Origin of the sequence: Siminovitchia acidinfaciens, from assembly GCF_003605385.1 — a bacterium.
GTDB classification, from domain to species: domain Bacteria; phylum Bacillota; class Bacilli; order Bacillales; family Bacillaceae_C; genus Siminovitchia; species Siminovitchia acidinfaciens.
Window position 1 is genome coordinate 199,744 of sequence record NZ_QYTV02000002.1, and the last position, 14,093, is coordinate 213,836.

The window sequence follows — 14,093 nt, forward strand, 5'->3', positions numbered from 1 at the left end:
TAATAAACCGCGAATAGTTACGCTGAACGCGGTTAAACATTGATTCTTTATCTTCCCAATTATATATATCTATACAATGTTTATTTTTTATTCAATTTTGTTTTAGCGTAAAGGTAGTGTCATCTGAATCCCCTCGATGCAGAGCTCTCTGAGTGGTCACGTCATTATGGCCATGGCTCCTTCGTCAAAAAAGAGTCTAGATGATGATTTTGCAATTATTGAGTCATAGAATGGAGAAATCTGTAAACCGGATGTACGCACGGGACAACACGTACACCCATCCTCCAGGCTGTAAGCAGATGTCTTTTTTCTCAGATGAAGGCCTAAAATCTTTGTCTAACTTTCCGCATTAACTTAGCATCTCATCAAATTTTAATCTTCTAATCATATTTGTTTCAGTTAAGAAATCTATCATTTAAAACAAGAAACAAGATAATAAACATCAAAAATGTGGGAGGTAGTTTACTTTGTTGACTAATATTATTATAGAAAAAACGTTATTTAAAAACCAATACCATGAAAGATATCAGTTTGTACTAAAATATAAAGGAAATGATTTCAAAGGGCTTTATCATAATGGAGAGATCACATGGTTTAATCCTCAACCTTTAAATTACCTTAAGGAAAAACGTTTAGATAAAGTCGAAACTAAAGTTCATAAAAAGATGAGAAAACATTTATTACATTAATTGACAACTATATGAGCTCCAACCGGCAAAACGTAGATATTAAAAGTTAAAACCCCTGTTTTTCTCCTTGGCGTAGAAAAACAGGGGTTTATTTCTAAGTGTACGTATAGAGGTAATTATTTAAACTTATTACCTTCCCATATAAATATCAGGGTTTGAAAATCGATTCATTAATTATCCTAATAAACCTGCACCAAGTCCGTTAATAAGTGTCAAAAAAACAATTACCTGATGAAAGAACTGTTTTTACGACCTTTTTCAATTAAAATTGGACTTCCAACGCAACCGGACAGTGGTCGCTGCCCATTACATTGCAATGAATATGCGAGTCTATCAGCTGATCTTTTAACCTCTCGGAAACAACAAAATAATCGATCCGCCAGCCGATATTTCTTTCCCTGACCTTGTTCATATATGACCACCATGTATAGGCCCCTTCTTGGTTCGGGTAAAAATGGCGGTATGAATCAATGAAGCCATGCTCCAGAAAGGTTGAAAACTTACCTCGCTCCTCGTCGGTAAATCCGGAATTTCCTCTGTTTGATTTGTAATTTTTCAAATCGATGTCTTGATGAGCGACATTAAGGTCCCCGCAAAAAATAACAGGTTTATTCTGGTCCAATTCTTTCAAATATGAAAGCATGCGGTCTTCCCATTCCAACCTGTAGCTTAATCGCGCCAAGTCCCTTTGGGCATTCGGCGTATACACATTGACAAGATAAAATTGCTCGAATTCCAATGTGATGATCCGCCCCTCGTCTTCTGACACGGCTTCACCAACGCCATACCTGACAGAAAGCGGTTCATGTTTCGTAAAAACAGCCGTTCCGGAGTAGCCTTTCTTCACCGCATAGTTCCAATACTGGTGATATCCTTCCAGCTCCAGGTCTATTTGCCCTTCTTGAAGCTTCGTTTCCTGTATACAAAAAATATCTGCATCCACTTGATTAAAATAATCTAGGAACCCCTTTCGCACGCAAGCCCTGAGGCCATTGACATTCCATGATACAAATTTCATTTGATGTTACTCCCTCTGCCTATTATTCTCTCACCTATTGTGCCACTCTTTGTGTCGGCAAACAAGGGAATGAATTCAGGGCCGGGATCATGTCAGGTTCCCGGCCCTTTATTTTATTTAGCTTCTTTTTTGAGTGAGTACTTTTTCATACTTTCGACGACTTCCGCATATTCCTCTTTGGATTTGACCGGGATTCCCTGCATCAGCCTCATATGTTGACTGCTCTCCAGCTTGTCTACATCGATTTGAAAAAAAGACTGGATGACATCCGATTCTTCCGGTTTGCCGTTAAAGATGGATAATGTCCCGTCTTCTGTAATACCAAAGTAACCGTTCATTTTTAATAAAGGGGAAATATCATCGATTTTCTTCTCAAATAAAAGGCGGTCCTCATCCATATCTACTAGCTGCCACGATTCATACTTTGCCCAAAAATCCTCCAAAGCAAAAATCACTTCTTTTACAACCTCTTCACTTGCCTCACCATCCAAATAAACCCTTTTTAAATGAATGGTCAGTTCCAGCGGCTGCTCTTGTATGACAGGTTCCTGATATGAAGACTCTTCCTTTTCTTCTGCACGAATTTGAGCAGATTGCTGATCGATATTGCTAATGAATAAGCTGCTGCTTAAAAGAATCATCGGTAATACAGCTTTCATTTCGGATCACCCCTACAACCATATCTTACATAGCTATAGTGTGACCTTTCTTTTACATGAATATCCATAAAAAAAGAGTTTTTCCATCCTTATATAAATACAGGAATTTCATTTTTAATTTTCTTAATTGGACGATTCCTTTCACTCACTGACTTTCACAAGATACTATCATTGAATCCCCTTTTTGTAGTCGCTATTGTTTTCTAAAGCATACAATTTCATCATTATTAATCCCATTAGTTTTCGCTATTGCAAAAAGCACCTAAATTACATCAGCTATTTCTGACGTTATCTCCTCTCGCAATGTAATCAAAATTCCAACAAACTGTAACCTAATAATCATAATGATGAAAACTAATTATGAGATAATCACTAATTAAAGCATTTGTTAAAAAAGATGGAAACTCCTTCAATTTCTGTTTAAGTTTTTCAGAAATTGAAGATGCGTACAAAATCTAATAGGATTTGAATACCGTTTTACTATTCAGCTAGGTGGTGCAAAGTTTGGCTCGGACGAAAAAGAAAAGAACAAGAGTAAAATGGGGTAGAGTATTTGGCTTCCTTCTTCTCATAGGTATATTTATGGTTGGTCTTTTTAATGTATTTCAGTACATAGAAGGAACGATAAAAGCCATCAATCAACCACTAAAAAACGTGGAAGCAAATCACTCGTTTCAAGGAGAGAAAAATAAAATAGATGCAGTCAATGTTCTTTTATTAGGAAGTGACTCTCGCGGAGAAAAACATGCTCGAACGGATACGATTATGGTTGCACATTATAATCCACAAACTCATAAGGTAAAACTTATTTCACTCATGCGTGATATATTTGTCTCTGTGCCTAATTATGGACAGCAAAAATTAAATGCAGCTTATACATATGGAGGTCCAGAATTACTAAGGGAAACCATTAAAGAAAGTTTCGGGCTAGATATTCATTATTATGCGATTGTCGACTTTAAAGGATTTGAAAAAACGGTGGATCTGCTCGTTCCAAATGGAATTGAAGTAGACATACCAAATGAGATGTCTGAAGGTATAGGAATGACGTTAGAAAAAGGGAAGCAACAACTGCACGGTAAAGAGCTGTTAGGGTATGTCCGTTTTCGTCAGGATCGTTTAAGTGATTTTGGACGGGTACAAAGACAGCAAGAAGTGATCTCAAAACTAAAGGAAGAAGCTGTAAGTCTACATAGTGTGGGAAAAATTCCTGAACTATTGGATCTTTTAAATACATATATCGATACAAATATCGATACTCCCACACTTTTGACGATCGGAAAAGACATTTTAACTAATAAAAATGAAGATATAGAAACAATACGAATCCCTGAAGATGGCAGCTTTCAAAATCAACGTTATGAAGAGGTTGGTGAAGTATTAGAAGTGGACTTACATCAAAATAAAGAAGCTCTTAAACAGTTTTTAGGAGGAGAATAAAGTTGGTCAAAATAAAGAATAAAAGCAAAGTCTATAAATGTGCTCAGTCTCCCCTTAACCTTAAACACGTTTATTGAAAAAACACTTTTCATAGTGTGAATTGGCTTCGTATTTTCCAATATCCGAAAAAAGACTATCCAAAAGAGAACAAGTCTTTTGGATAGTCTTTTTTAATTATGGTAAACTTCCTGAACATCGTCATCGTCTTCAAGCATATCGATCAGTTTCTCCATTTTCTCTTGCTGCTCATCATTTAACTCTGCTTCAGTTTGCGGCACCATCGTAATTTCTGCCGTTGCAAGCTCGAAACCTTCAGCTTCAAGACTTTCTTTTACAGACATGAAGTTTTCCGGCTCCGTATAAATCTCGAAAACATCTTCGCTTGATTCCATATCTTCGGCACCGGCCTCAATGGCTTGTAGCATCAGTTCATCTTCATCGATTTCCAAGCCGCTTCGCTCGATAGCAAGATAACCTTTCCTATCAAACATATAGGAAACACAACCGGATTCACCCAGGTTCCCACCGTTTTTTGTAAAAGCGTGACGGACGTTGGATGCGGTTCTGTTTTTATTATCAGTCAGGCACGTTACCATAACGGCAGCTCCGCCAGGTCCATAACCTTCATATACAATCTCCTCATAACTTTCGCCGTCTTGGTTACCGGCTGCTTTGTCGATTGCCCGTTTGATATTATCGTTAGGCATATTTTCCGACTTTGCTTTATCCACTACCAGACGAAGTGCGGGATTCGTATCAGGATCTCCGCCACCACTTTTTGCAGCCACATATATTTCCCTGGCAAGCTTTTGGAATATTTTTCCCCGTTTTGAATCTTGGGCATTTTTTCTTCTTTGAATATTTTTCCACTTGGAATGTCCAGCCATCTGAAAATCCTCCCTCTAACATGCCTTTCTATAATATCATATATTGAAAAGGCATCGATTAGCAAATGGGAATTTTTCAAGCGGGACTACAACAAATCACTATCCATTCGCTTAATCATCCAGTTGGAAAATAGCATTCTTTTTTCAAATTGCCGGAAGGTAATTTCTTTTAAATGTTTCCAGTGTTTTTGCTGCTTCTTTTTATCATAACTGAAAAAGTAATTCCATTCCCTGAAAATATCTGCCGGATATAATAGTGCAGCCAAGAATGGGGTATCCTTTCCGTATTGACTGATGGCGTCTCCTTCAGCAAACAGCCTTTCGGGCGACCAACCGATGGAAGGTAAGATGCGGTTGCAATATTGGAGGATATCTATATGCTTTGGCCCAATGCTGATCAAATCGAAATCAATCAAGTATAGACTTCCATTATTTTTCCGTAGGAAGTTGTGATGTGCCAGGTCTCCATGCAATATACAATGCGGCTTTTTAATAAAGTAAGTTTCATGGGCTTTCATTACATTGAGTGACAGTTCACCCACTTGAATATATTTTTCCAAGTATGGATAAATAGATGATTCTTTGATATCCTGGCAGTTTCTTTTAAAGGTTTCAAGTCTTTTCTCCCATTTTTCCAATAGATTAAATGTAGGCAACTTATCTTTTAAAGCGAATATACATTTTGCGGAGACTAAATGGAAATGACAAAGAAGCTCAATAGCCTCTGAGCGGTTTTTGGCAGTGTCAAATTGAAATGATTTTCCATTGTTTGGCTCTACGTATTGTAAAAATCCGAGACACCGTTTTTCAAAATAGCACGGTCCCGAATCATGGATGCGATGAAATCTATAGGTATTTTTAAAGCCGTGTTTCCATAAAAGGTTCGTCAATAACATTTGATTCTTTAATTTATCAGGGTTGGGAAATTCTTTAATGACCCACCTTTCATTTTTGGCGAATACGATCCAAACCCCTTTTTTTATTTCAGAAATCTTATTAAAATTAATTCCTGTTGTGCTTTTTACATAAAGAAGGAGACGGGAATTAAAACCGTCTCTTTGATTAAAAATATTAGTCATCTTCGTCTTCATCAACTCTTGGCATCATTGGATAAGGCTCTCCAGCTCCCGGCATAGGCTGCTCAAAGATGCCTGGTTGGCCAGATGGCATGGTTCCAGATGGCATCCCCATTTGCTGCATGCCTTGCGGATATGATGGCATCATCGGAAAACCTCCATAAGGCTGGGCCATTCCTTGCATCGGCATTTCTTGCATCGGCATCCCCTGCATCGGCATCCCTTGCATCGGCATCCCTTGCATCGGCATCCCTTGCATCGGCATCCCTTGCATCGGCATCCCCGGATTTGGCGGCGGATCTCCCATTTCCTCCATCATATGCGGGTTGTTGCTGTGATGATGCCCGTGTCCGTGATGATGCCCATGATGGTGGTGCCCATGATGATGGTGCCCATGGTGATGGTGGTGATACTCTATTGATGATGAACTGGATGATTCATCGCCCCAGTGCTGAGGCATCACTCCATATTCAGCAGCCGGCATTACTGCTGGCATTTGGCCATACATAGGCATCTGACCTTGCATCGGCATTTGGCCCTGCATCGGCATATATCCACCCATTGGCATATGCGGATAGCCCATCATACCATGTACTTGCGGCATCATTGGGTACGGATAGCATGGATCACATATTGGCATGACTGGCGGTGGACAGTAGTATTGTGGAAACACAGGCGGACAACCTCCTTGTATAGGCATCACAGCCATTTCAGGTGACTCTTCCATTACTGCCTTCACTTCCTTAGGGGGTGGCGGTGGCGCTGTTGGCTGCTGCTGTACTTGGGCTTGCATCTGACTCATATTCATCATGTAATAGTTGCTGATGTCAATTTCAGGGAGCGGCTGCGGCATCACTGGCTGGTAAATTTTTTGCGGAACCTCTTTTATAACTTCTTTTTTCACTACCTTAGGAACTTCTTTTTTCATCACCTTTGGAACTTCTTTCTTAGGGGGAAGATGGTGTTCTTTTGGCATTTCTTTATGACCTCCGTGCGGCACATGGGGCTTTTCTTTTTTTACATGTGTCCCACCTGCCGGAACTTTTATTTTCATACCGGGCATGATCATATCCGGATTCGACAATTGCGCGTTCATCTTTTTTAACTCTTCGAAATCAACGCCATACTTTTTGGCGATTTTCCACAGAGTATCCCCCTTTTGCACGATATGGATCTTCACTTGTTTCCCCTCCTCAGGCATAAGTCCATACAGTGTATGATTCATTGGGCAAATTGTTATTCATCTTCTCAAAAATACATATGAAACAATTAGATTATTTATGCGGCCCAGCATATATGTTAATATTTATATAAGGAATTTGAACGGAGGATGGACTCTTGAGTAAAGACAGAGAAAAAAAATTGCTCGGTGAAGAAAGAAGGGACTGGCTTCTTAACTATTTGAAAAACAGTTCCGGTCCGGTTACAGGAACCGTACTGGCCAGGAAATCGAATGTAAGCCGCCAGGTTATTGTGGGAGACATCACTTTATTAAAGGCGCGGAATGAGCCTATTATCGCTACAAGCCAAGGTTATTTATATATGCAGGTTGGAAGCGGAATTCACGCGGAAAAGATCATTGCTTGCAGGCATGACCGCAGCCAGACCGAACAAGAGATGAATATTATTGTCGATCACGGAGTGACAGTGAAGGATGTAAAAGTGGAGCATCCAGTTTATGGTGATTTAACCGCTTCTATCATGGTTTCCACTAGGAAGGATGTACAGGCTTTTTTAAAGCATATCCATAGCACAAATGCTTCCTTGCTGTCAGAATTGACCTCCGGGATGCACCTGCATACATTGTCCGCTCCTGATGAGCAAATGATTTTAAAAGCCGAACAAGCTTTAAAAGAAGCTGGTATACTAGTAGAAGAGAATTAAAAAAATAAAGGCCGTCCAGAGAATCAGTAAAAAATGATTTTCTGGACGGCCTTTATTGAAGTTAAATCGGAATTGGCTTAAATTAAAATATGCCTCTCTGTTGGAACCGCAGAATATAAAGCACTAATCTCATCTGGTTAAGGCAGGATGCTAAGCAGCCGAAGATGAGGAAAAAATGGTGTCACGGTAACTATGAGAAGCGCTTAGTGACCGTACGGAGAAAAACTGCCTTCGCGAGCGCTATGAATTTTTCTAAGCCAGGCCGATGGAAGTGGAGCTCTTACCACTGATCACACTTAACCTTCACCTGCTCTGATTAATAAAAGGGCTGTTAATACAGCCCCGATTTTTCGTATAGATGTGCAAGTTTCCAAAAGGAAAAAATCCCCGAGCAGGCTTTAACAACGACAGAGGTCGCCACCGAGCCCGCGAATATAGGTGAGGCCACACAGCAGAGTTGGACGGAAACACCCTCCAAAAGATTAACCCCCGGAACTCAATACATCTACCTTGGCAACAAACTCAAGCTTCCGGAAGCTCGCAAGGAACTCATCCATATCCACATCCATTTCTGTAACATCCAATGACAATGTCACGTTAGCCCTTCCCTGCAAAGGGATCGTCTGGTGAATCGTCAAAACGTTACATTTGGATGAGGCGACAATCCCAAGCAACTTAGAGAGTGCTCCCGGCTTATCTTCCAGAAAGAAAAACAGCGAAATGATTTTTTCTTTAACAACTGTATGGAAAGGAAAAACCGTATCTCTGTATTTATAAAAAGCGCTTCTGCTCAAATCCACTTGCTGGACCGCATCCCAAATGGATTCTGCTGAACCTCTTTCAAGCAATGCCTTTGCTTCCAAAGTTTTTTTCATTGCTTCAGGCAGCACGTCTTCCCTCACTAAAAAAAACTTTTGATCTTTTTCCCTTTTACCCAAGGAATCCCCCTCCAAGCAAAGAAGACCTAATCAACAAACTCGAATTCATAGTCAAGCAAACGGACTGTGTCGCCGTCTTTCGCCCCTCTTTTCCGAAGGGCATCATCTACGCCCAAAGACCTCAGTTGGCGCGCAAAACGGCGTACGGACTCTTCACGTGAAAAGTCTGTCATTTTAAATAAGCGCTCCACTCTCGCACCGCCGACTAAGTAGCTTCCATCCGGATCACGCGTAATAGTGAATGGATCCTGTTCATCTTCATGCCTATAAATCACACGGTTAACCTCTTTTTCAGGGTCAACTTCTTCGTAAAGTGGAAATTCCGGAGTTACCTCCAGTTTATCCGCAACTGCAAATAATAATTCTCTCAGCCCCTGTCTCGTCAAGGCAGAGATAGGGAAGACTGGGTAATCTTCCTGAAGTTTCGACCTGAATTCCTCCAGGTTGGCTTTCGCCTCCGGCATATCCATTTTATTGGCTACTATGATTTGGGGACGCTCCAGAAGACGAAGGTTATATTCTTTCAGCTCTTCATTGATTTTAACGAAGTCTTCATACGGGTCTCGGCCTTCAACTGCTGACATATCGATCACATGCACGATAACCCTTGTTCTCTCCACATGGCGAAGGAATTGGTGTCCCAAGCCGACACCTTCGTGTGCTCCTTCAATAAGTCCCGGTAAATCAGCAATGACAAAACTTCGATCGTCATCCGTCTGTACAACACCAAGGTTAGGCTTGATAGTTGTAAAGTGATAATCTGCAATTTTGGGTTTGGCCGCAGATACGACAGAAAGCAGAGTAGACTTTCCAACATTAGGAAACCCAACTAAACCTACATCCGCCAGTAGCTTCAGTTCAAGGATGACATCCCTCTCTTGACCCGGCTCTCCATTTTCAGCAATTTCCGGTGCCGGGTTTGCTGGTGTGGCAAAACGGATATTCCCTCTTCCACCTCGTCCGCCTTTGGCGATGACGGCCTTCTGTCCATGTTGTACGAGATCAGCAATGACTTCGCCTGTTTGTTCATCAGAGACAACCGTTCCCGGCGGAACCTTGATGATGAGATCATCTGCTCCTCTTCCGTGTTGGCTTTTGGACATGCCGTTTTCCCCGCGCTGAGCCTTGAAATGGCGCTGATACCGAAAGTCCATCAACGTCCGCTGGCCTTCATCCACAATAAAAATAACACTGGCGCCTTTTCCCCCGTCGCCACCGGCAGGGCCGCCCATCGGTTCGTATTTCTCACGCCGGAACGCTACCATACCGTTACCGCCGTCGCCGCCTTTTACATATACTTTTACTCGATCCACAAACATATTAGACACTCCAATCTTCCACTATCCGTTCAAATCAAATATGGCCTGTATAAGCCAATCATTTTCTCCTGTATGCTCGAAGCTGACCCGGTCAGGATAGCTGTCATTTTCTAGCAGCCACCTTTTCAATTTTGGTTCATTTTCTATTATACCGTTGAACTCAAAAAGAAACCGTATCGTATCATCGGTTGATTCAATTTTTAAATATAAGCAATTTTCGTAGAAGGGTAAAGCCGTTTTATTCAATTGTTCAAAAAAACTTTTAGTCCATTCCGCTAGGAGCTCGTCATTCAAAGGCGGAGCTTCTGGCAATGTGACAAGTTCGTATTCGACTTTGAAATTATGCCCTTCCCAATTGTGTGTCAACAATACTTCCGCGAATCGAGGAAGCTTTATGTTAGACAGCATAGCTTCTTGCTGCATTTCCATTACTATTTCATCCATAATCCGTTCAGCTTGTTCTGTTTTCCCCAGTGAAAGATTTCCCTTGATTAGCTGAAGTCTGTTTAACCAATCGTGGCGTGTATACTTTAACGTTTCAAGAACCGTCCAGTCTTTACTCATTCCTGTTCTCCTCAATTAGACTTATTAACTATATATTATAACAAAATTAATACGTCTGTATGGAATTGGTTTTTACTAAATATGTAAAGTGAACAAAAAAGCTCCAACCGTTATTTCGGTTAGAGCTTTGTTTGTTATGCTTCTTGAGCTTCTGGGTAAACACTCACTTTTTTCTTGCTGCGGCCAAATCGTTCGAAACGAACAACGCCGTCAACTTTGGCAAAAAGTGTGTCGTCTTTACCAATGCCCACATTTTCTCCAGGATGAATCTTAGTTCCGCGTTGACGATAAAGGATAGAACCGCCGGAAACAAATTGACCATCCGCACGTTTCGCACCTAGTCGCTGCGCTTGAGAATCCCTGCCGTTTTTAGTGGAACCCGCTCCTTTTTTGGATGCGAAAAATTGAAGATCCAATCTTAACATATTGATTCACCCCCTGTTTGTAAAAGTTATATTAATATACTCTTCATAGTCACGTTCAATGGTTTGCAAAGAAACCGCCATGCCTTCAAGGAGCAATTGAATCCGCTCAGATGCATCTACCGGCAGATCCGATGGAACTGTACAGGAAAGAAAACCGCTCTCCGTCTGTTCAATGTCTGGGGTGATTCCTGTTAAAGCAATCACTGCATTGACTGTTCCAAAAGCAACCGCCGATGCCCCGGCACATACAATATCCTGGCCTTTTTCAGCATACTCTGCATGGCCGCTCATCGAAAATGATGTAATGTTCCCTTGATCATCTTGGCAAATCTCAACAAAAATCATAAATTCAACCCATTAAGCGTTAATTTTTTCGATAACAAGCTTTGTGAAAGGCTGACGATGCCCTTGCTTTCTGCGATAGTTCTTTTTAGCCTTGTATTTGAAAACAACAAGTTTCTTTTGACGACCTTGTTTTTCAACTTTAGCTGTAACCGTAGCACCCTCGACAAACGGGCTGCCTACTTTTACATCTTCACCGCCAACAAAAAGAACTTTGTCAAATGTGAAAGTATCTCCTTCAGTCGCATCGACTTTTTCCACATAGATCGCTTGACCTTCTTCAACTTTGACTTGCTTTCCACCAGTTTCAATGATTGCGTACATTATGCCGCACCTCCTTATTTACTAAGACTCGCCGGAAGACAGGTGTCCGTCAATGACAGAGCTTGATAACCCGGTCCGTGCGGTTGTAGCACGGGTGCTACAGACTAACATTGAAATTTTATCATATGGACTATGGCATGTCAACGTATGATTTTTATGTCTTTTGGCACTTTAACGCGCCAGGGGTCAAAGCCCATCAATTTCTTTTAAACGGATGTTTACTTGTTTTTTTGCAAAGTATACATGAAGCATTTCGTTTTCATCCATTGACCGGCCGCTGTCCACGTGGATTAAATGTTTGCAGTCACGCTGAAACTTTTCCATCGCCTGATATATATAGTCATTCCCTTTCGCTTCAATGACCTCCAGTCTCTTTATACCCGATTGTTTGCCGTAATATCTTTCAAGCAAAAACCTCATGAATGCATATCTGACCTGCTTCCAGCCAAACCAAAGACCGGTGTATAAATATAGCAGGACAATCCATAAGTGCAGATTGAACGGCGAAACGCCAATTAATATCAAAAGAAGGATAGTTAGCATAATGAGTGAGATGATGATTGTCTCCTTCATTGCATTCAAAAATGGTTTTTTTACTGATAAGGTGAGATAAAGAAGCTTGCCGCCGTCTAACGGCCAAACAGGCAGAAGATTAAATAAAAAAATCATTAAATTGAATTTATGAAAAAGCAGAGCAGAATCCTTCGTAATTAAACCAGTTGATGCCAAAGCAGCTGCGGCAGCTGCCAACCATATATGCTGAAGCGGTCCGGCTGCTACGATGACGAGCTCCTCAAATATCGGACGGTTTCCGTGTTCGTCCACTTCACAAGTACCGCCAAATGGAAGGATCAGGATTCTTTTTATTTTCCATGAAAAAAAATGTGCAGCTGCTGCGTGTCCCAGCTCATGTATCATGACAATCATAAATAAAATGGAAAGCTCCCAAAAATAGCCGGTCAACATAGCAATTCCTGCAACTAGCCAAAAAAGGGGATGGATCCTGACTTTTCCCAAAAGCTGGCCATATTTAATCAAGATTCATCACCTGTATTGGATCTATAAATTCATCTTCTTTTTTTATTGCAAAATAATATTCACCATGGGTTTCATCTTCTTTGGAAGAGACAGTGCCAATCACCTGGCCTCCTTTAACATGCTCGTGTGGCTTTACAGCCGCTTTATCCAGCTTTCCATACCAGGACTCCGAATGATCCTTATGTTGAATGATGACAGCTTGCCCGATATCATTCTTCATCCCTGAAAAAATGACCACACCATCAGCGGCTGCCTTCACCTCAGCCTCACTCTCAGTCTCGATCATCACACCTCTTCCATCTTGCGAGAAGCCTTCAGAAATTTTGGCTCCGACAGGCAGGGCATAATCAGTCTCTTTGGCAAGTTGGATAGTCTTATCTTTTTTGTTCTCTGGAATCAAGACAAGCGGTTTGCCAAATTGATTTTCATACCAATCGGCGACAGCAGCAAACTGAAACTCTTTTCCCATCGCATTTTTTACGATGGACCTCGCATCCTCAAATGCAGGGGACGGTGATTGGAAAAGTATGCCGATGACCAAAACGAGCGCAATAGACGAGAGCAGCTTCAACATGAAAATTTCCTTTTTCCATAAAGGGTGTATTGTTGTCTTAGGTTCAAAAATATTCTGGTCATCTTCAGAATAATGGGCGGGCATATCGTACATATATTCATTCGGCTTTTCCATGATTCGATTGTTTTCCCGTCTTCTTTTCGCAATCCGCTTTCTTATTTTATTTACCCGATGGCTCATCATCCACCATCTCCCTTGATTTAAGTTTCTACTAACGTATGACTTGTCCCCGGTTAATATTCGGCGAAAAGCGGAAGGTTGCGGACTGTTTAGTTAGTTCGAGCCGGCGGGAAAGAGTTCGTTGCTAACAGAATAAGCGGAATAAACGATAACCAGGGGATTTTTGGAATGAGCAGGTACAGACCGGATAAGGTAAAAAACAACCATTAGTAAACATAAAACTTGCTTAGTTACCGCGTTTGCTTTTTTCAGCAGTTCGGTAACTAAGAACCCCTTTAGTTACCGACTCAGTGATTTTAACACCATTTCGGTAACTTAGAACACTCCTTGATTACCGGCTCAGCGATTTTTATGCCGCCTCGGTCACTTAAAGCAGTCCTTGGTTACCGGGCTTGAGTTTTTTCAGCAGCTTCGGTCATTTAGATCATAGTGACCGGATAGGAGTAATTTTCGACGGTTGGATAACCTTAATGCCCTCATAGTGGCCTTACAAGTGGAAAAACCGGACGGTGGGGAAACCATGAATATTACGTATTCTAAGACCTCGAAATACATCCCCTACCTAAAAAAGCAGTTTCCTCTCAAATGCTCTGCTGCTGCCATCGCCCCTTGAATCAACTTTGCCAAATTCCCCTCACGTTCCAATTCCCACAAAAAAGAAGCTTCTGCACCTGATGCAAAAGCTTCTTTTTTTATCTCATTTCCTAGGAGTTCAACGCCGTATAACGGACGCATC

General features: G+C 41.2%; 16 protein-coding genes, 1 pseudogene and 1 other annotated feature. Of the genes and pseudogenes, 3 read left to right on the forward strand and 14 right to left on the reverse strand.

All coding sequences use genetic code 11. From position 1 onward, the window contains the following. Nucleotides 1–467 precede the first annotated feature (467 nt). On the forward strand, nt 468–689 hold the full coding sequence (locus D4T97_RS05250) for a DUF5342 family protein (RefSeq protein ID WP_126048446.1): 222 nt from the start codon (nt 468–470) through the stop codon (nt 687–689). A gap of 262 nt (nt 690–951) precedes the next feature. Here D4T97_RS05250 and D4T97_RS05255 read toward each other — a convergent pair whose 3' ends face one another. Further along, complete coding sequence (locus D4T97_RS05255) at nt 952–1,707, reverse strand: exodeoxyribonuclease III (RefSeq protein WP_126048448.1); 756 nt, start codon at nt 1,705–1,707, stop codon at nt 952–954. A 113-nt stretch (nt 1,708–1,820) separates the two neighbouring features. Beyond that, nucleotides 1,821–2,366, reverse strand: a complete 546-nt coding sequence (locus tag D4T97_RS05260; protein WP_126048450.1) for a BofC C-terminal domain-containing protein — start codon at nt 2,364–2,366, stop codon at nt 1,821–1,823. A 495-nt stretch (nt 2,367–2,861) separates the two neighbouring features. Here D4T97_RS05260 and D4T97_RS05265 point away from each other — a divergent pair, with 495 nt between their 5' ends. Further along, nucleotides 2,862–3,806, forward strand: a complete 945-nt coding sequence (locus D4T97_RS05265) for an LCP family protein (RefSeq protein WP_235872177.1) — start codon at nt 2,862–2,864, stop codon at nt 3,804–3,806. Nucleotides 3,807–3,976: 170 nt separating this feature from the next. Here D4T97_RS05265 and D4T97_RS05270 read toward each other — a convergent pair whose 3' ends face one another. From D4T97_RS05270 to safA, 3 genes and pseudogenes are all read right to left on the reverse strand, one after another. Next, the gene (locus D4T97_RS05270) at nt 3,977–4,693 is read right to left on the reverse strand and encodes a YebC/PmpR family DNA-binding transcriptional regulator (RefSeq protein ID WP_126048452.1); all 717 of its coding nucleotides are present in this window, start codon (nt 4,691–4,693) and stop codon (nt 3,977–3,979) included. A gap of 86 nt (nt 4,694–4,779) precedes the next feature. After that, the gene (locus tag D4T97_RS05275) at nt 4,780–5,784 is read right to left on the reverse strand and encodes a phosphotransferase (RefSeq protein WP_126048454.1); all 1,005 of its coding nucleotides are present in this window, start codon (nt 5,782–5,784) and stop codon (nt 4,780–4,782) included. 1,014 nt (nt 5,785–6,798) lie between these two features. Next, nucleotides 6,799–6,949: pseudogene (gene safA / locus D4T97_RS21065) on the reverse strand (SafA/ExsA family spore coat assembly protein); the annotation flags it as partial. A 158-nt stretch (nt 6,950–7,107) separates the two neighbouring features. On the opposite strand from safA, the gene D4T97_RS05290 reads away from it, so the two are divergent. After that, the gene (locus D4T97_RS05290; RefSeq protein ID WP_126048456.1) at nt 7,108–7,653 is read left to right on the forward strand and encodes a transcription repressor NadR; all 546 of its coding nucleotides are present in this window, start codon (nt 7,108–7,110) and stop codon (nt 7,651–7,653) included. A gap of 482 nt (nt 7,654–8,135) precedes the next feature. Here D4T97_RS05290 and D4T97_RS05295 read toward each other — a convergent pair whose 3' ends face one another. The 9 genes from D4T97_RS05295 to D4T97_RS20435 all read right to left on the reverse strand — a co-directional run bounded on the left by D4T97_RS05295 (nt 8,136) and on the right by D4T97_RS20435 (nt 14,092). After that, a complete protein-coding gene (locus D4T97_RS05295; RefSeq protein WP_126048458.1) occupies nt 8,136–8,591 on the reverse strand; it encodes an ACT domain-containing protein in 456 nt (151 codons plus the stop codon). A 26-nt stretch (nt 8,592–8,617) separates the two neighbouring features. Next, nucleotides 8,618–9,910, reverse strand: a complete 1,293-nt coding sequence (gene obgE, locus D4T97_RS05300; RefSeq protein WP_126048460.1) for a GTPase ObgE — start codon at nt 9,908–9,910, stop codon at nt 8,618–8,620. A gap of 21 nt (nt 9,911–9,931) precedes the next feature. Beyond that, nucleotides 9,932–10,474, reverse strand: coding sequence for a Spo0B C-terminal domain-containing protein (locus D4T97_RS05305; protein WP_126048462.1), 543 nt, complete (start codon nt 10,472–10,474; stop codon nt 9,932–9,934). 134 nt (nt 10,475–10,608) lie between these two features. Next, nucleotides 10,609–10,899 carry a 50S ribosomal protein L27 gene (gene rpmA / locus D4T97_RS05310; RefSeq protein ID WP_126048464.1) on the reverse strand — a complete coding sequence of 97 codons (291 nt, stop codon included), beginning with the start codon at nt 10,897–10,899 and terminating at the stop codon, nt 10,609–10,611. A gap of 6 nt (nt 10,900–10,905) precedes the next feature. Continuing rightward, nucleotides 10,906–11,244, reverse strand: a complete 339-nt coding sequence (locus D4T97_RS05315; RefSeq protein ID WP_126048466.1) for a ribosomal-processing cysteine protease Prp — start codon at nt 11,242–11,244, stop codon at nt 10,906–10,908. A gap of 12 nt (nt 11,245–11,256) precedes the next feature. After that, nucleotides 11,257–11,565 (reverse strand): 50S ribosomal protein L21, encoded by a 309-nt coding sequence (gene rplU / locus D4T97_RS05320; protein WP_126048468.1) that lies wholly within the window; start codon nt 11,563–11,565, stop codon nt 11,257–11,259. A gap of 14 nt (nt 11,566–11,579) precedes the next feature. Then, nucleotides 11,580–11,660, reverse strand: a sequence feature (ribosomal protein L21 leader region). A gap of 91 nt (nt 11,661–11,751) precedes the next feature. Then, nucleotides 11,752–12,603 (reverse strand): site-2 protease family protein, encoded by an 852-nt coding sequence (locus D4T97_RS05325; protein ID WP_126048470.1) that lies wholly within the window; start codon nt 12,601–12,603, stop codon nt 11,752–11,754. Continuing rightward, the gene (locus D4T97_RS05330) at nt 12,596–13,360 is read right to left on the reverse strand and encodes a M23 family metallopeptidase (protein WP_126048471.1); all 765 of its coding nucleotides are present in this window, start codon (nt 13,358–13,360) and stop codon (nt 12,596–12,598) included. Before D4T97_RS05330 ends, D4T97_RS05325 begins: the two co-directional genes overlap by 8 nt. 555 nt (nt 13,361–13,915) lie before the next feature. Then, a complete protein-coding gene (locus D4T97_RS20435; RefSeq protein WP_164525478.1) occupies nt 13,916–14,092 on the reverse strand; it encodes a hypothetical protein in 177 nt (58 codons plus the stop codon). Nucleotide 14,093: the final 1 nt, after the last annotated feature.